Below are 17,134 nucleotides of genomic sequence, written 5' to 3' on the forward strand. Positions count from 1 at the left end.
GGGGGAAGTATACAATGGGGGCATGGGCAAGTATGAAGCGGCCTTTGCCCAGCTTGGGGAGCGGGCCCTGGCCCAGCTGGAGGGCCCGGGAGGGTTTTTGGCCGTTACGGAGACCCACCTGGTTTTCCTGGACGAGGGGGGGGTGCAGCGCCTGGAGTTGGCGCGCATCCGCCGCGTGGGCCGGGGGGAGGGCCATACGCTTACGGTGCAGGCGGATCAGGGGGCCTTGGAGATTCCTCTCCGGGCCTTCCCCCTGGAGGAGCTCAAGGCCTTCCTCGAGGGCCTGAAACCCCACGTGGCCCGGGCCCGCAGGGCCACCGCAGCCCCTCCTCCCGCCCCTGGCCCCCAGACCCCGCCCCCGGAGCGTGCCCCCACCCCCGAACCCCCCCGGCCTCCCCTCTGGGAGGAGGAGGCCCCGCCCAAGCGCCCTTCCGTGGAGCTGGCCCCGGAGCCCCGGGAAACCCCACCCCCTGCTCCCCAGCCAAGGGGGGGTGGAAGCCCTTTGGCCCTTCCCCTGAGGCTTCTCGCCCTCCTCACCCTGGGCTATACCGTGGCCTTCGTGGCCCTGAACCCCGGGGCCGACCCCTGGGCCCTGGCCGGGGTGGTCCTGGGTGGGCTCGGCCTGGCCCTGACGGAGTGGTCCTTGGCTACCTCCTCGCGGTAGCCCTGCTCGCCCTCTTCAGCCTCTGGCCCAAGCTCGCTCCGGCACCCGGCCCGGTGCGGGTTACGGCCTTCGCCGAGGCCTCCTTCACGCCCCCGCCTCCGGTGCCGGTGAGCCTGAACCAGGCGAGCCTGGAGGAGCTGGAGGGCCTCCCCGGGGTGGGTCCTGTCCTGGCGCGGCGTATCCTGGAAGGCAGGCCCTACGCGCGGGTGGAGGACCTCCTCAGGGTGAAGGGCATTGGCCCGGCAACCCTGGAGCGGCTCCGCCCTTACGTGCGGCCATGAGACCCGCCCTCCCAGGGGTGGGCCTGGGCCTCGGCGGCCTCCTGGGTGCCCTGGTCCTCCTCCACCCCCTCTTCTTAGCCCTAGCCCCCCTCCTCTTCCTCTGGCAGGGGGCTCCCTCCCTCTTGGGCCTCCTTTTGGTCCTGGGGCGGGGCCTCCTCTTTCCCCTTCCCGAACCCCCCTATGGGGTGCGGGTAGAGGGCGTCTTCACCGTCCGAGAGGGGTTCACCCAGTGGGAGGGGCACCGCCTGCGCCTCAGGCGCTTCCCACCTCTGGCCGACGGGGTTTACCGCCTTAAGGGGTACCTGGCCCCCCCGGAGCCCCGGCGCAACCCCGGGGGGCTGGACGAGAGGACCTGGCTCCTGGCCCAGGGGGTCCGGGGGGTGTTTCACGTGGAACGGGCGGAGGCCCTGGCCCCTCTCCCCGACCCCCGGGCGCCCTGGCGAGAGCGGCTCGCTGAGGGCCTCTCCCCCCTGGTCCGGGAAGTGGTGGAGGGCCTGGTCCTGGGGGACAAAGGGGGCCTCGAGGACGCCTACCCCCTCTTCCAGAAGGCGGGCCTCGCCCACCTCCTGGCGGTTTCCGGGCAGAACGTGGGCTATTTGGTGGTGGCCCTGGCCCTCCTCCCCCTGGGGCGGTGGCGCTACCTCCTCGCCCTCCTCCTTCTCCCCCTCTACCTCTGGCTGGCGGGCCCCAGCCCCTCCCTGCTGCGGGCGAGCCTGATGGCGGCCCTCTCCCTCCTGGGACTCTTCCTCGGCCTGGGGGCTGCGGGGGTCTTCCAGGCCTTAGGGTTAGCCCTCTTCCTCCAGCTCCTCCTCCGCCCGGAGGCCATCCTGAGCCTCGGCTTCCAGCTCTCCTACCTGGCGGTGCTGGGCATGGCCCTGGTCCTCCCCGCCTTGGCCCTTCCCCGGGGGGCCCGGGGCTGGCTCCTCGGGGGCCTCGCCGCCAGCGTGGCTGCCCAACTCCCCCTTATCCCCCTTCTCCTCCACCACTTCGCTTTCCTCCCCCTCCTCGCCCCTGTGGTCAACCTCCTCGCCCTGCCCCTGGCGGCCCTTCTCGTGCCCCTGGGCCTTTTGAAGCTCCTCCTCGGGGGGGTTCTGGCGCCCGTGGTGGAGGCCCTGGCCCGAACCCTCCTGGCCCTGGCCCAGGCCGCCTCCCAGGGACCCCTGCTCTGGTGGGGAGAGGTCTCGCCCCCGGGTTTTGTCCTTTACTACCTGGCCCTCCTGCCCCTCTTCCTAGCCCTCTATCAGCGCCTCCCCTGGCGCAAGGCCCTCCTCCTCAGCACCCTGCCCGTCCTCGCCAGCCTCGCCACCGCCTGGCCCAGACCCCTGGACCTCTGGGCCCTGGACGTGGGCCATGGGGACGCCCTCCTCGCCCGCCTGGGCGGGGCCGAGGTCCTGGTGGACGGGGGACGGCCGGAACGGGGGGACGAGGTGGTCCGGGCCCTGAGGGCCCTCGGCGTGGAGGCCCTCGAGGTCCTGGTGGCCACCCATCCCGACGCGGACCACTACGGCGGGCTCCTCCAGGTGGTGGCCGAGCTCCCCGTGGGCCTGGCCCTCCTCTCCCCAGCCTTTCCCCGGGACCACTCCTTGGTGCAGGCCCTGAAGGCCAAAGGGGTCCCCATCCGCTACCCCGGGGCGGGCACACGGCTCAGGGTGGGGAGAGGGGGCCTCGAGGTCCTCTGGCCCGCGGGCCGGAGCGGGGACGACAACCGGGACGGCCTCGCCCTCCTCCTGGACTTCGGCCGGGGGAGAGCCCTCCTCCTGGCCGACCTGCCCGAGGAGGTGGAGGAGAGGCTCTCCCCCGGGCCCGTGACGGTGCTTAAGGTCAGCCATCACGGCGCCCGCACCGGCACCTCCGAGGCCCTGCTGCAGCGCTGTCGGCCCGAGTTCGCCCTCATCGGGACGGGGAACAACCCTTATGGCCACCCCCACCCGGAAGTCCTGGAGCGCCTAAAGGCCCATGGGGCCCGGGTCTACCGGACGGACCGCGTGGGGGCGGTGCGGGTCTCCTTCGGCTACGCGTGGTAACCTAGCCGCTCCAGGAGGGCCTCCAGCTCCTCGAGGGAGCGGTAGTGGATGACCACCTTTCCCCTTCTGCCCCCCACCACCCTCACCGGCAGGCCAAGATGCCGGGAAAGCCCCAGGGAGAGAGGGGAATCCTCCCTGGGCCTCCGCTCACGGGTGAGGCGTTCCCTAAGCGCCTCCGCCTGGCGCACGGAAAGCCCCTTCTGGAGGATCTCCTTTAGGCCCCAGAGCCGGTCCTCCGGCTCCAGCATGAGGAGGGCCCGGGCGTGACCCGGGGTGATCTCGCCCCGGTCCAAGGCCTCCAGGGCCTCCTCGGGGAGCTGCAGGAGCCTCAGGGCATTGGCCACCGTGGAGCGGGCCTTCCCCACCCGCCGGGCCACCTCCTCTTGGGTCAGGCCCATCCCCAGCAAGGCCTGGTACCCCCGGGCCTCCTCCACCGGGGAGAGGTCCTCCCGCTGCAGGTTCTCCACCAGGGAGAGCTCCAAGGCCTCCCGGTCCGTGAGGTCCCGCACCATCGCGGGTACCTCGGCCAGGCCCGCGAGCTCCGCCGCCCGGAAGCGCCGTTCCCCGGCCACCAGCTCGTACCCGTTCCCCTTGGGCCGTACCAGGAGGGGCTGCAGGAGGCCCTTCTCCCGGATGGAGAGGGCGAGCTCCTCCAGGCTCTCCTGGCGAAAACGCCTCCTGGGCTGGGAGGGGTTGGGGCGGATGGCCTCCAGGGGCAGGCGCACCACGCCCCCACCCCCCTTAGGCAGGAGGGCCTCGAGGCCCCTCCCCAGTCCGCTAGCCTTCTTGGACACGGGCGATCACCTCCTCGGCCAAACGGCGGTAGGCATGGGCCCCCGGGGAGGTGGGGGCGTGCTGGGCGATGGTGCGCCCAAAGCTCGGGGCCTCCGCCAGCCGCACGTTCCTAGGGACCACCGTCCAGAACACCTTCTCCCCGAAGTGGGCCCGAAGCTGCGCCTCCACCTGCTGGGAGAGCAGGGTCCGGCCGTCGTACATGGTGATGAGGATGCCCAAAAGCCTCAGGGCGGGGTTGAAACGGTTCCGCACCTCGTCCAAGGTAGCGAGCAGGCCCGCCACCCCCTCCAGGGCGTAGTACTCCGCCTGCACCGGCACCAAGACCCCCTGGGCCGCCCCCAGGGCGTTCAGGGTGAGGGGGGAGAGGCTTGGGGGCACGTCCAAAAGGGTAAAATCATACCCCTCGTCCTTGAGGACCTCGGCCAGGGCCAAGGGGGTTTCGGCCAGCTCCACCGTGGCCCCCACCAGGTCCGGGGTGGCGGGCAGGAGGTGAAACCCGTCCACGGGGTACACCAGGGCCTCGAGGGGCTCCCCTTGGAGAAGCTGGTACACCCCCCGCCGGGGACGCACGCCCAGGCCGCTGGTGGCGTTCATCTGAGGGTCCAGGTCCACCAGGAGGACCCTTCTGCCCGTGCGGGCCAGGTAGGCCGCCAGGTTGATGGCGGTGGTGGTCTTGCCCACCCCCCCCTTCTGGTTCACCAGGGCGATCCGGCGCACCTCGCCCTTAGCATAAGGGTTTTTTTCCCGGAACCCCGGGGCGGCGGGGATAGGTCCGGGGGGTGGGCGCCACCTTGCCCAGCACCACCAGAGTCCGCCCCTCCTCCAGGAAGGGGAGGTGCAGAGAGCGCACCTCTTCCAGGGAACCCCCCAGGAGGCCCAGGGCTCGGGGAAGAGGTTCCAGCTCCTCCGTCACCCTGGGCCCCTTCTGGGCCACCATCCGCCCCCCCACCCGGAGGAAGGGAAGGGAGAGCTCGCAGAGCGTGCAGAGGGGGGCCACGGCCCGGGCCACCACCCGGTGGTAGGCCTCGCGGTGCTCCGGGCGGTGGGCCAGCTCCTCCGCCCGGCCCCAAAGGGGGTAGGCCCCCTGGAGCCCGAGGGCCTTCACCGCCTCCTGCAGAAAGGCCACCTTCTTGCGGGTCGCGTCCAGGAGAACCACCTCCAGCTCCGGCCGCACGATCTTCAGGGGAAGCCCCGGGAAACCCGCCCCTGTGCCCAGATCCAGGACCCTGAGCGGGCCCTCCCATAGGGGAAGCACAAGAAGGGTGAGGGAGTCCAGGAAGTGCTTGGCCACCACCTCCCGCTCCGTGCGCAAGGCGGTGAGGTTGGTCCTTTGGCTTCCCTCCCTAAGGAGCGCGTAGAGGGCGGAAAAGCGCTCCAGCTGAGGCCTCAAGTCCAGGCCCAGGGCCCTTCCCCCCTCTAGGAGGAGGGCCCGTCCCTCCTCGCTCAGGCCGCCCCCCTGTTTCACGTGAAACCTCACCCTCCCCGCCTCAGGTGCACGAGCAGCGCGGTGAGGTCCGAATCCCGGACTCCGGGCACCCGGGCGGCCTCGGCCAGGGTCCGGGGCCGGAAGCGGGCGAGCTTCTCCACCGCCTCGCGCGAAAGCCCCGGCACCCGCGGGTAGTCCAGCCCCTCGGGGAGGGGATGGGCGGCGAGGTCCCGCATCCTTTCCCTAAGCCTTTCCTGCCGCTCTATGTACCCGGCGTACTTGGCCCGGATCTCCACCTGCTCCGCCTCCTCGGGGGCGAGGGGCACAGGGGGAGGAAAGCGCTCGGCGAGGGCCTGGTAGGTGTTCTCGGGGCGCCTCAGCCACTGGAGTCCGGAAACCCCCTCCACCCGGAGGGCCTCGAGGCGCTTGAGCTCCGCCTCCACCCTCTCGTACTTGGCCCGCACCCCCTCCAGGTCCTCCCTGGGCCTCAGGCCCCAGGCCACCGCCAAGGGGACAAGCCGCTCGTCGGCGTTGTCCGCCCGGCAGAGGAGGCGGAGCTCCACCCTGCTCGTCATCATGCGGTAGGGCTCGTCCACTCCCCGGCCCACCAGGTCGTCCACCAGAACGCCCAGGTAGCCGGTTTCCCGAGGGAGGTGGACCTCGGGAAGACCCAGGGCGAACCGGGCCGCGTTCAGCCCCGCCAGCACCCCCTGGGCCGCCGCCTCCTCGTAGCCGGAGGTACCGTTTACCTGGCCCGCCGCGAAGAGGCCGGGGAGGAGGCGGGACTGGAGGCCCCGGGTCAGCTCCGTGGGGTCCAGGCTGTCGTACTCCACGGCGTAGGCGTAACGCTGGATCACCGCCCGCTCAAACCCGGGGAGGGAACGCACCATGGCCTCCTGAAGCTCCGGGGGGAGGCTTGAGGAGAAACCCTGGAGGTAGACCTCGCTGGTGGAAAGCCCGTCCGGCTCCACGAAGAGGAGGTGGCTTTCCTTGTCGGCAAAGCGCACCACCTTGTCCTCAATAGAGGGGCAGTAGCGCGGCCCGATGCCCTCTATGTCCCCGGCGTAGAGGGGGGAGAGGTGGAGGTTCTCCCGGATCAGGAGGTGGGTCCTCTCCGTGGTGCGGGTCTGCCAGGTGGGGAGTCTTGCGGCGTGGGGCCCGGGACTCCCGGTGAAGCTCCCGGGCGGCACCTCCGGGGGGACCACCTCCAGGCGGCCGAAGTCCACGCTGTCGGCCCGGATCCTGGGCGGGGTCCCCGTCTTGAAGCGCCTCAGGGTGTGCCCCACCGCCCTCAAGCTCTGGGAAAGAAACCGGGCCGGGGGCTCCCCCTGGCGCCCGGCGGGCCTGGACCTGCGGCCGTACCAGACCACGCCGGAGAGGAAGGTGCCTCCCGCCACCACCACCGCCTTGGCGGGAAGGACCCTTCCATCCACGGTGCGCACCCCGCATAGCCTCCCCCCCTCCACAAAGAGGGCGGCCACCTCGCCCCGGACCACCTCAATGGGACGCTCCGCCAAGATCTCCTGGGCCTTCAGGGCGTAGAGATCCCGGTCCACCTGGACCCGGAGGCTCTGCACCGCCGGGCCCTTGGAGCGGTTGAGGACCCGGGTGTGGATGGCGGTGGCGTCCGCGGCCCGGCCCATCAGCCCGCCCAGGGCCACCACCTCCGCCACCAGCTGGCTCTTCCCCGGCCCTCCCACCGCAGGGTTGCAGGGCATCATGCCGATCCTCTCCGGGTTCACGGTGACCAGGGCCACCCGCACCCCCAGGGCCGCGGCCGCCCAGGCGGCCTCGAGGCCCGCATGCCCCCCGCCCACTACCAGGACGTCGTACCCCATCCCGCCCTCCACTTTACCGGAGCCCCTGGCGTAGAATGTTCCTCCGGACGACGGGGGTAGCCTTGACGCACGAGGCGGTCTGGCAACACGTTCTGGAGCACATCCGCCGCAACATCACCGAGGTGGAATACCACACCTGGTTTGAAAGGATCCGTCCCCTCGGCGTCCGAGAAGGCGTTCTGGAGCTTGCGGTGCCCACTTCCTTTGCCTTGGACTGGATCCGGCGGCACTACGCCGAGCTCATCCAGGAGGCCCTGACCCTCCTGGGGGCCCAGGTGCCGCGCTTTGAGCTCAAGGTGGTCCCAGGCGCCGCCGTCCAGGAGGACATCTTTCAGGCCGCCGTAAAACCCGAGACGCCGAAGCCCAGGCTGAACCCCAAGTACACCTTTGAGAACTTCGTGGTGGGCCCCAACAACTCCATGGCCCACGCGGCGGCGGTGGCCGTGGCCGAGTCCCCTGGCCGGGCCTACAACCCCCTCTTCATCTACGGGGGCGTGGGCCTAGGGAAGACCCACCTCATGCACGCCGTGGGGCACTCCGTGGCCAAGCGCTTTCCCCACCTCAAGATTGAGTACGTGTCCACGGAAACCTTTACCAACGAGCTGATCAACGCCATTCGCGAAGACCGGATGGCGGAGTTCCGCGAGCGTTACCGCTCTGTGGACCTGCTCCTGGTGGACGACATCCAGTTCATCGCCGGCAAGGAGCGCACCCAGGAGGAGTTCTTCCATACCTTCAACGCCCTTTACGAGGCCCACAAGCAGATCATCCTCTCCTCGGACCGCCCCCCCAAGGACATCCTCACCCTCGAGGCCCGCCTCAGGAGCCGGTTTGAGTGGGGCCTCATCACCGACATCCAGCCCCCGGACCTGGAGACCCGCATCGCCATCCTGAAGATGAACGCAGAGCAGCGGGGGCTGCGCGTGGGCGAGGACGTCTTGGAGTACATCGCCCGCCAGGTGACCTCCAACATCCGCGAGCTGGAGGGGGCCTTTATGCGGGCGGTGGCCTACGCCTCCCTAAACGGGGTGGAGCTCACCCGGAGCGTGGCGGCCAAGGCCCTCTCCGAGATCTTCGCCCCGAAAGAGGTGGAGGTGGACCCGCAGGAAATTGTGCGGGTGGTGGCCGAGCACTTCGCCCTTCGTCCTGAGGACCTCTTAGGGGGTGGACGCCGGAAGGAGGTGGTCCTGCCTCGCCAGATCGCCATGTTCCTGGTGCGAGACCTGACCCGCTCCTCCCTACCCGAGATCGGCCAGCTCTTTGGCGGCCGGGACCACACCACGGTGCTCTACGCCATCCAGAAGGTGCAGGAGCTTTCCGAAAGCGACCGGGAGGTGCAAAGCCTCCTCAGGTCCCTCCGGGAGAAGCTGGGGTGAGGGCTGTGGATAACCTGTGGATAACCCTGTGGATAACCGGCCTCAGCCTGTGGATAACCTTGTGGACAAGCTGTGGAAAACCTGGGGGGCCTCGAGGCCTGTGGATAACCGGCCAGTTATCCACACCTTGTCCACAAGGAAGCCCGGGTTTTCCACAGGGGTTATCCACAGGGCCTTTTCCCTCTAGAAAGGCGTTTTTCCCCCCTTATCCACATATCCACAGCCCCTACTACTACGACTACGGATCTTTTAAAAATCTTAAAGATCTAAATAAAAACCGTAGTAGCAGAGAGGAGGAAGGCAAATGCATGTGATTATTCCGAAAAACCTTCTGGCCGAGGGAATTTCCCTTTTGGAACGGGTAATTCCCTCCCGAAGCTCCAACCCCCTCCTCACCTACTTGGGCCTCTCGGCCGGGCCCGGCGCGTTGCTCCTCTTCGGGAGCAACGGGGAGGTGGACCTGGAGGTGCGGCTTCCTGCGCAGGTTTCCGGCGAGGGCCGGTACCTGGTGCCCTCCCAGCCCTTCTTCAGCCTGGTGCGCAGCCTCCCTGGGGAAGCGGTGGAGCTCTCCCTCCCCCCCGGCGGCGAACCCCTTGGGGGGCAGGGTACGCCTCAGCTTTCCCTCTCCTCGGGGCGCTTTGCCACCCGGCTCAGCGCCGCCCCCACAGAGGGCTATCCCGACCTCCTTTTCCCCAACCCCGAAGGGGGTGAGGGGGATGAGGTGTTTCCCGACCGGGTTCTTCTCCCGGTGGAGGAGCTCCTCAAGGTCCTCGCCCACGTGCGCTACGCCGCCAGCAACGAGGAGTACCGGGCCATCTTCCGGGGAGTGCAGCTGGAGTTTTCCGAAAGGGGCCTCAGGGCAGTGGCCTCCGACGGGTACCGCCTGGCCCTCTTTGACCTGGAGAGGCCGCAGCCCTTTGCGCGCAAGGCGGTGGTCCCAGCCCGGAGCGTGGACGAGATGGTGCGGGTCCTGCGGAGCGCGGGACCGGGCGAGGCGGGCCTGGCCCTGGGCCCGGGGGTCCTGGCCCTCGAGGTGCGGCAGGGGGGCGAGGGGGCGTTGCGGATGGCGGTCCGGCTCATGGAGGGGGAGTTTCCCGACTACGAGCGGGTGATCCCGAGGGAGTTTCCCTCCAGGGTGGCCTTGGAGGTGGAGCCCTTCCGGGAAGCCTTGAGGCGGGTGAGCGTCCTGGCGGACCGTCAGAACCACCGGGTGGACCTCCTCTTGGACGAGGGGCGGGCCCTCCTTTCGGCGGAAGGGGACTACGGCCGGGGACAGGAGGAGGTCCCCGTGGGCTTGGAGGGCGCCCCTATGGGCCTCGCCTACAACGCCCGCTACCTCCTCGAGGCCCTGGGCCCCCTTACGGGTTCGGCCGAACTCCTCCTCTCCGGCCCCAAAAGCCCGAGCCTGATCCGTCCCCTGGGGGGTGGGGGTTACCAGGCGGTGGTGGTGCCCCTGAGGGTGTAAGCTGGGGGGCGGAGGGGGGTGAAGCGTTTCCAAACGCTTTCCGCCCCCTAGGGAGGGTCCCATGACCACGATTGTTAGGGTCGCGGCGCGGGAGGTCCTGGACTCCCGGGGCTTCCCCACGGTGGAAGCGGAGGTGGAGCTGGAAGGAGGCGCCAGGGGCCGGGCCATGGTGCCCTCGGGGGCCTCCACGGGAAGCCACGAGGCCCTCGAGCTCCGGGACGGGGGGAGGCGCTACCTCGGAAAGGGGGTCCGGCGGGCGGTGGAGAGCGTGAACGAGCGCATCGCCCCGGAGCTTATCGGCCGGGACGCCCTGGACCAAGAGGGGGTGGACCGGGCCATGCGGGAGCTGGACGGCACCCCCAACAAGGCCGCTCTCGGGGCCAACGCCATCCTGGCGGTCTCCTTGGCCACGGCCCGGGCGGCGGCCGAGGCCTTGGGCCTTCCCCTCTACCGCTACCTTGGGGGCATCCAGGGGGTCACCCTGCCCGTCCCCCTCATGAACGTCATCAACGGGGGAAAGCACGCGGACAACCGGGTGGACTTCCAGGAGTTCATGCTGGTCCCGGCCGGGGCGGAAAGCTTCTCGGAGGCCTTGCGGATCGGCGCCGAGGTCTTCCACACCCTGAAGGCCGTGCTCAAGGAGAAGGGGTACAGCACCAACGTGGGGGACGAGGGGGGCTTCGCCCCAGACCTGAAGCGCAACGAGGAGGCAGTGGAGCTCCTCCTCCTCGCCATTGAGCGCGCGGGGTACACCCCGGGGGAGGAGGTGTCCTTGGCCCTGGACCCGGCCGCAGGCGAGCTCTACCGGGACGGGAGGTACCACCTGGAAGGCGAGGGGAGGGTCTTGTCCTCGGAGGAGATGGTGGCCTTCTGGGAGGCCTGGGTGGAGCGGTACCCCATCCGTTCCATAGAGGACGGGCTGGCCGAGGACGACTGGGAGGGCTGGCGGCTTTTCACGGAGCGCCTGGGGAACAAGGTGCAGCTCGTGGGGGACGACCTCTTCGTCACCAACCCCGAAAGGCTCCGGATGGGGATTGAGCGCGGGGTGGCCAACGCCATCCTGGTCAAGGTGAACCAGATCGGCACCCTCTCTGAGACCCTCGAGGCCATCCGCCTGGCCCACCGGGCCGGGTACCGGGCGGTGATCAGCCACCGCTCCGGGGAGACGGAGGACAGCTTCATCGCCGACCTGGCGGTGGCGGTGAACGCCGGGCAGATCAAGACCGGGTCCCTTTCCCGCTCCGACCGGCTCGCCAAGTACAACCAGCTCCTGCGCATTGAGGAGGAGCTAGGCCAGGCGGCCCGCTTCTTGGGCTATGGGGCCTTTTAAGCGCACCAAGATCGTGGCCACCCTGGGCCCGGCCACGGACTCCCGGGAGGTCATCCGGGCCCTGGCCGAGGCGGGGGCGGATGTCTTCCGGATGAACTTCAGCCACGGTACCCCCGAGGACCACAAGAGGCGGGCGGCCTGGGTGCGGGAGGTCTCGGAGGAGCTGGGCCGGACCCTGGCCCTGTTGCAGGACCTCCAGGGACCCAAGATCCGCATCGGCCGCTTCCGGGGGGGGCGGGTGGAGCTGAGGCCGGGCCAGCCCTTCGTCCTGACCCGGGCTCCCGTGGAGGGGGACGAGGCCCGGGTCTCCCTCACCTATCCAGGCCTACCCGAGGATGTGGTGCCCGGCCAGGTGCTCCTCTTGGACGATGGGCGGATCCGCCTCCGCGTGGAGCGGGTGGTGGGGGACGAGATCCAGACCCGGGTGGAGGTGGGGGGCGTCCTCTCCGACCACAAGGGCATCAACGTCCCGGGGGCCGACCTCTCCATCCCCGCCCTCTCCGAGAAGGACATCCAGGACCTGGCCCTGGGGGCGGAGATCGGGGTGGACTGGGTGGCCATCTCCTTCGTGCGCACCCGGGACGACCTTCTCCTCGCCCGCCACTACCTGGCCCGCTACGGCTCCCGGGCCCGCCTCATGGCCAAGATAGAGAAGCCCTCCGCGGTGGCCCGGTTTGAGGAGATCCTCGAGGAGGCGGACGGGATCATGGTGGCCCGGGGAGACCTGGGGGTGGAGATGCCCCTGGAAGAGGTCCCCATCGTGCAAAAGCGCATCATTCTCCGCTGCATCGCCGCGGGGAAGCCCGTGATCACCGCCACCCAGATGCTGGAGTCCATGGTCCAGAACCCGAGCCCCACCCGGGCCGAGGCCTCGGACGTGGCCAACGCCATCTTTGACGGGACGGATGCGGTGATGCTCTCCGCGGAGACCGCCGCCGGGGCCTACCCCGTGGAGGCGGTAGCCATGATGAGCAGGATCGCCAAGGCGGTGGAGGCCTCTCCCGAGTTTCTGCACAAGCTCAACGTCCTCAGGCCCTCCCCCACCCCCACCACCCAGGACGCCATCGCCCAGGCGGCGGACGACATCGTGGAGGCGGTGGGGGCCCGGGCCATCGTGGTCTTCACCGCCACGGGGAGCTCGGCCCGCCGCATCGCCCGCACCCGGCCGCAGGTGCCCATCCTGGCCCTGACCCCAAGCCTCGAAGTGCGCAACCAGCTGGCCTTGGTCTGGGGCGTCCTCCCTCACCTGGCCCCCGACCCCCAGGACACGGACGACATGGTGCGCATCGCCCTGCAGGCGGTGAAGGCCCTGGGCCTGGCCCAGGTGGGGGAGCGGGTGGTCATCGCCGCTGGGGTGCCCTTCGGGGTGCGGGGCACCACCAACCTCCTCCGGGTGGAACGGGTGGCCTAGGGGAAGAGGGCCAGGGCGCTCACCACGGGCCTCGGGGAGCCCGGGTAGGGGCTTCGCAGCACCCCCTTTACCCAGAGCTGGGCCGAGCCCCCTCCGTCCATCCGTAGGGCGTTCCAGGCCCCCAGGGCGAGAAGGGCCCGGGCCAGGACCCCAGGCGTGGTGGGCTCGGAGACGAGAAGCCAGAGCCGCCCCTCCTTCGTCCAGGCCACCGCCGCCTGGGGGGCTACCGCCAGGAGGGGCCTGGGGTCCCGGAAGTTCTCCTTGCTGGGGTCGTAAGCGTACCGGCCCTCCTTGAGGAGCAGGGGGCCGCCCTCCATGGCGTAGCGGAAGGGGGGGTCCAGGCGGCCGTAGAGGGAAAGCCGCTCCCCCACGCCCAAGGGAAAGGGCGGGGCCCCCTTGGGGAAGGCCAGGGCCCAGCGCCCTGTTGGAAGCTCCAATGGGGCTGGGAAGAGGGCCTTCACCCGGTCGCCCTCCACCAGGGCCAATTCCTCCCCCTCCTCGCCCGCGGGCCCGGGGGCGGTGTAGGCGGTGTAGCGGGCGCGGGAGGCGTTCACCCCCACCCGGACCCTTTCCCCTCGAGGCCCCACCACCCAGGCCTCAAACCGGGGGTAGTCCAAAAAGAAGCCGAACCCGTCCCAGAGGAGGGCCACGCGGCCGTAGGGGTAGGAGACGGTCACCCCGTCCTGCACCCAGAGCCCGATGGGGGTGCCGGTCCTGGGGTCAAAGTAGCCGCCGTTGAGGACGGCGAGGGCGTTCGGGGCGAGGTCCTTGGGAAGGGCCCTTTGGCCGGGGCTTCCCACGGGGAGGAGCCTCCCCCTTTCCGCCTCCACCAGGTAGAGCCTTAGGGGTTCGGGGACGAAGGCGTAGACCTCCCGGTAACGCACCCCGGGGGCCAGGGCCTCCTCCACCTCGGGGGCAAGGAGGTAAAGGTCCAGGACGAGCCTGGGGGGGTCCCCTAGGGGGAAGAGGCGGTAGCGGAGGAGCCGCCCCGGGGCCTCGAGGCGGAGCTCCGTCCCCTGGGGGAGGAAGCGCACCGCCGCCCTCAAGCCCTCGGGCCAAGGGGCCTTGAGGAGGCCCGGGGCTAGGTATGGGAGGCGCACCCCTAGCCTCCCCCGGCCCAGCCCCTCCTCGGGCGCCCCCAGGTAAAGGGCGGGGAGGTCCAGGACCACGCGGAAGGCCCGGCCCTGGCCTCCGAAGCGCACCCCCACCTCGGGGACGCGGAAGTAGCCCAGGGCCTTCAGGGCCTCCAGGGGGAGGTTTTCCCCCTGGGGCGGGGGGAGGCTGGGCTCCGGAGGCTCGGCCCAGCCCACCCCGGGCACGTAGACCAAGCGGACCCCCTCCCCCTGGTACACCCAGGCCCCCCCTTCCTCCCGGAAAGTGAGGCCCAGGTGCTGCACGGGGAGGAGGGTCTGCCCCAGGGCCAGGGAAAAGAAGAGCAAGAGGGCGAAAGGCCTCATCCTTCCATGAAACCAGGCCGGGGTGAGAAGCGGGTTATCCCTTCACCACGATGAGGGGCCGAAGGCGGGCCACCTTCCTGCCGATCCCTGCCCCCTCCACCGCCTCCACCACCAGGGAGACGTCCTTGTAGGCCTCGGGCATCTCCTCGTCCACCGTGGCCCGGGTGGCGGCCCGGACCAGGATGCCCCTTTCCGCAAGCTCCTTCACCAAGTTTCGCTCCCGGGCCACCCGTTTGGCCTGGTTTCGGCTCATCTTCCGCCCGGCCCCGTGGCAACTGCTTCCGAAGGAGACCTCCATGGCCCTCTCCGTGCCCGCCAGGACGTAGGAGTAGCGGCCCATGTCCCCCGGCACCAGGACGGGCTGGCCCACCTTGCGGTACTCCTCGGGGATCTCCGGATTCCCGGGGCCGAAGGCCCGCGTGGCCCCCTTGCGGTGGACCAGGACCCGCCTTCCCCCGTGCTCCTCAAACTTGGCGTTGTTGTGGGCGAGGTCGTAGAGGACCCTAAGGCCGTGGTCCTTGGGGCTAAAGCCCACCCCCTCAAAGGCTTCCCGGACGAAGTGGGCGATGAGCTGGCGGTTGGCGAAGGCGAAGTTGGCGGCGGCGGCCATGGCCTGCAGGTAGTCCTGGCCCTCGGGGCTCTTTATCGGGGCCGCGGCGAGCTGCTTGTCCACGAGTTCAATGCCGTACCGGGTAGCCGCTTTAAGGAAACGCTCCACATAGTCCTGGCAGACCTGGTGGCCGAGGCCCCGGCTTCCCGTGTGGATGAGGACCGTGATCTGGCCCCTGAAGAGGCCAAAGGCCCGGGCGGCCTCCTCGTGGTAGACCTCGTCCACGTATTGCACCTCCAGGAAGTGGTTGCCGCTCCCCAGGGTGCCGATCTGGGGGGCCCCCCGCTCAAAGGCCCTTTCCGAGACCTTGTCGGGGTTGGCCCAGGGGAGGCGGCCCTCGGACTCAATGAAGCGCAGATCCTCGGGGTCGCCAAAGCCCCGCCGCACAAGCCAGGAGGCCCCCTCCTTGAGGATCTCCTTGAGCTCCTTCTTGCTGAAGCGCACGTCCCGCCGTTCGCTCCCCACCCCGGAGGGTACCAGGCGGTACAGGGCGTCGGCGAGCTCCCGCTGGCGGGGAAGGAGGTCCTCCAGGGCGAGGTGGGAGGCGAGGAGGCGGACCCCGCAGTTTATATCAAAACCGACTCCGCCCGGGCTCACCACCCCGCCCTCCTCCGGGTCAAAGGCCGCCACCCCTCCGATGGGGAAGCCGTAGCCCCAGTGGATGTCGGGCATGGCCAAGGCGGGCTCCACGATGCCGGGGAGGGTGGCCACGTTCATGAGCTGTTGCAAGGAGGCGTAGCCCTCGGCCTCGAGGTCTTTAAGGATCTCCTCCGAGGCGAAGAAGACCGCATCCACCCGCATCTTCCCCTGGCGGGGGATGCGGTAGGTGAAAGGGGCGATCCTCTCCAAGCGCATGGCACCCTCCAAAACAAAACCGCCCGGATTTCCGCCCGGGCTTTCCTCACTCTACCCCGGCAGGTGGTTTGCGTCAAGGCGGTGCACGTCTGAGCGCCGGGGATGGGGTAAAATTCCCCCGTGCCCGGCCTAGGCTTCGCCCTGGAGACCCACCCCGGCCTAAGGCGCCCCAAGAACGAGGACGCCGTGGGCCACCTCCTCACCCCCTGGGGAGGGATCTTCGTGGTGGCGGACGGCATGGGGGGGCACCGCACGGGAGAGGTGGCCTCCCGGCTCGCCGTGGAGACCATCCTGGGGTACCTCAAGGAGGCCGAACCCTCCCCGAAAGCCCTCCTGGAAGCCTTTGAGCGGGCCAACGCCCGCATCTACCAAGAGGCCCAGCGCCCCGAGAACCGGGGCATGGGGACCACGGCCACCTGCCTCCTCCTGGACCTCCCCTACGCCCTCATCGCCCACGTGGGGGACTCGAGGGCCTACCTTCTCCGGGGGGAGGAGTTCGTCCTCCTTACCGAGGACCACTCCTGGGTGGCGGAGAGGGTGCGCCAGGGCCTTCTTACCCTCGAGGAGGCCAGGACCCACCGCTGGCGCAACGTGATCACCAACGCCCTGGGTTCCTTCCCCCAGGCCCGGGTGGACCTCCTGGGCCTCAAGCTCACCCCCGAGGACACCTTCCTCCTCTGCACCGACGGGCTTTCTGGGGTTCTGGAGGACCGCACCCTGAGGGAGGTGCTGCGGAACTTCCCCCCCGAGGAGGCGGCCAGGAGGCTCGTGGAGCTGGCCAACGAGTGGGGCGGCCCCGACAACGTGAGCCTGGCCGTGGTCCGCCTTCCCCGGGACCTGCCCAAGGGCACCCGGCCCTATGCCCTGCCCCTGGAGGCCGCAGGGGGAGCCCCGGTGCGCCTCAAGCTTGGGGAGGAGCCCGAGGCCCTCCCCACCCAGGTGTTGGAGGGGCGCCCCCGGGTGGGTTGGCGGGATGTCCTCCTTATCCTCCTTTGGATCGTGGTGGTGGGGTATATCCTGATGGGCTACTTCAAGAGGCCCTGATCCTGCTAGACTCCTAGGGGTATGGAGCGCACCTTCGTCATGGTGAAGCCGGACGGCTTTCGGCGTGGCCTGGTGGGGGAGATCCTGGCCCGCTTTGAGCGCAAGGGCTTCCGCATCCTGGCCCTGAAGGCCTTGAGGATCCCCCGGGAACTTGCGGAAAGGCACTACGCGGAGCACTGGGAAAAGCCCTTCTTCGGCTCCCTCGTGGCCTTCATCACCTCGGGGCCGGTGGTGGCCCTGGTCCTGGAGGGTCCGGGGGCGGTGGCTGAGGTGCGGAAGATGGTGGGGGCCACCCACCCCAAGGACGCCTTGCCCGGCACCATCCGGGGGGACTACGCCACCACCATAGACGAGAACGTGATCCACGCCTCGGCGAGCCTGGAGGACGCACAGAGGGAGATCGCCCTCTTCTTCCGCCCGGAGGAGCTGCTTTAATACCACCCCATGCGGGCTTGGGGCCGCATAGGGGCCCCGGTAGAAAGTCCCTGCGAGGTTTAGCTTAGGAGGGCAGGAATCAAAAGCAAAATAAGTACCCCACCGCGGCTTTTCTGCGGTGGG

Annotated in this window: 15 protein-coding genes; 9 read left to right on the forward strand and 6 right to left on the reverse strand. The window is 69.7% G+C overall.

Annotation, left to right across the window (positions count from 1 at the left end; genetic code table 11):
* The first annotated feature begins 22 nt into the window (after window positions 1–22).
* From H531_RS0101940 to H531_RS0101950, 3 genes are read left to right on the forward strand one after another with little or no spacing between them, the layout of a single operon-like run.
* Window positions 23–664 (forward strand): hypothetical protein, encoded by a 642-nt coding sequence (locus tag H531_RS0101940; protein WP_022797680.1) that lies wholly within the window; start codon window positions 23–25, stop codon window positions 662–664.
* Entirely contained in the window at window positions 637–945 is a 309-nt protein-coding gene (locus H531_RS0101945) for a ComEA family DNA-binding protein (RefSeq protein WP_022797681.1), read from the forward strand. Before H531_RS0101940 ends, H531_RS0101945 begins: the two co-directional genes overlap by 28 nt.
* Window positions 942–2,969, forward strand: a complete 2,028-nt coding sequence (locus tag H531_RS0101950) for a DNA internalization-related competence protein ComEC/Rec2 (protein WP_022797682.1) — start codon at window positions 942–944, stop codon at window positions 2,967–2,969. Before H531_RS0101945 ends, H531_RS0101950 begins: the two co-directional genes overlap by 4 nt.
* Here H531_RS0101950 and H531_RS0101955 read toward each other — a convergent pair.
* The 4 genes from H531_RS0101955 to mnmG are packed head-to-tail and all read right to left on the reverse strand — an operon-like array spanning window position 2,957 to window position 7,040.
* A complete protein-coding gene (locus H531_RS0101955) occupies window positions 2,957–3,763 on the reverse strand; it encodes a ParB/RepB/Spo0J family partition protein (protein WP_022797683.1) in 807 nt (268 codons plus the stop codon). The two genes, H531_RS0101950 and H531_RS0101955, sit on opposite strands and share 13 nt — an antisense overlap.
* The gene (gene soj / locus H531_RS0101960; protein WP_051130679.1) at window positions 3,747–4,532 is read right to left on the reverse strand and encodes a chromosome-partitioning ATPase Soj; all 786 of its coding nucleotides are present in this window, start codon (window positions 4,530–4,532) and stop codon (window positions 3,747–3,749) included. The genes H531_RS0101955 and soj overlap by 17 nt, the downstream gene beginning before the upstream one ends.
* The gene (rsmG, locus tag H531_RS0101965) at window positions 4,489–5,241 is read right to left on the reverse strand and encodes a 16S rRNA (guanine(527)-N(7))-methyltransferase RsmG (RefSeq protein WP_022797685.1); all 753 of its coding nucleotides are present in this window, start codon (window positions 5,239–5,241) and stop codon (window positions 4,489–4,491) included. Before rsmG ends, soj begins: the two co-directional genes overlap by 44 nt.
* Window positions 5,238–7,040, reverse strand: a complete 1,803-nt coding sequence (gene mnmG, locus H531_RS0101970) for a tRNA uridine-5-carboxymethylaminomethyl(34) synthesis enzyme MnmG (protein WP_281167125.1) — start codon at window positions 7,038–7,040, stop codon at window positions 5,238–5,240. Before mnmG ends, rsmG begins: the two co-directional genes overlap by 4 nt.
* A gap of 50 nt (window positions 7,041–7,090) precedes the next feature.
* Between mnmG and dnaA the strand changes: the two genes are divergently transcribed.
* From dnaA to pyk, 4 genes are all read left to right on the forward strand, one after another.
* Window positions 7,091–8,404, forward strand: coding sequence for a chromosomal replication initiator protein DnaA (gene dnaA, locus H531_RS0101975; RefSeq protein WP_022797687.1), 1,314 nt, complete (start codon window positions 7,091–7,093; stop codon window positions 8,402–8,404).
* Window positions 8,405–8,708: 304 nt separating this feature from the next.
* Window positions 8,709–9,869, forward strand: a complete 1,161-nt coding sequence (gene dnaN / locus H531_RS0101980) for a DNA polymerase III subunit beta (protein WP_022797688.1) — start codon at window positions 8,709–8,711, stop codon at window positions 9,867–9,869.
* 61 nt (window positions 9,870–9,930) lie between these two features.
* Window positions 9,931–11,199, forward strand: a complete 1,269-nt coding sequence (gene eno, locus H531_RS0101985; protein WP_022797689.1) for a phosphopyruvate hydratase — start codon at window positions 9,931–9,933, stop codon at window positions 11,197–11,199.
* Window positions 11,186–12,610 carry a pyruvate kinase gene (gene pyk, locus H531_RS0101990; protein WP_022797690.1) on the forward strand — a complete coding sequence of 475 codons (1,425 nt, stop codon included), beginning with the start codon at window positions 11,186–11,188 and terminating at the stop codon, window positions 12,608–12,610. Before eno ends, pyk begins: the two co-directional genes overlap by 14 nt.
* Here the strand turns inward: pyk and H531_RS0101995 are convergent.
* Together H531_RS0101995 and rtcB are read right to left on the reverse strand one after the other, a co-directional pair.
* Complete coding sequence (locus H531_RS0101995) at window positions 12,607–14,067, reverse strand: phosphodiester glycosidase family protein (RefSeq protein ID WP_022797691.1); 1,461 nt, start codon at window positions 14,065–14,067, stop codon at window positions 12,607–12,609. The two genes, pyk and H531_RS0101995, sit on opposite strands and share 4 nt — an antisense overlap.
* A 34-nt stretch (window positions 14,068–14,101) precedes the next feature.
* A complete protein-coding gene (rtcB, locus tag H531_RS0102000) occupies window positions 14,102–15,532 on the reverse strand; it encodes an RNA ligase RtcB (protein ID WP_022797692.1) in 1,431 nt (476 codons plus the stop codon).
* A 120-nt stretch (window positions 15,533–15,652) separates the two neighbouring features.
* Here rtcB and H531_RS0102005 point away from each other — a divergent pair, with 120 nt between their 5' ends.
* Window positions 15,653–16,576, forward strand: coding sequence for a PP2C family protein-serine/threonine phosphatase (locus H531_RS0102005; protein WP_022797693.1), 924 nt, complete (start codon window positions 15,653–15,655; stop codon window positions 16,574–16,576).
* 21 nt (window positions 16,577–16,597) lie between these two features.
* A complete protein-coding gene (gene ndk, locus H531_RS0102010) occupies window positions 16,598–17,011 on the forward strand; it encodes a nucleoside-diphosphate kinase (protein WP_022797694.1) in 414 nt (137 codons plus the stop codon).
* The last annotated feature ends 123 nt before the right edge of the window (window positions 17,012–17,134 follow it).

The sequence above is a fragment of the Thermus islandicus DSM 21543 genome (assembly GCF_000421625.1).
GTDB lineage: Bacteria > Deinococcota > Deinococci > Deinococcales > Thermaceae > Thermus > Thermus islandicus.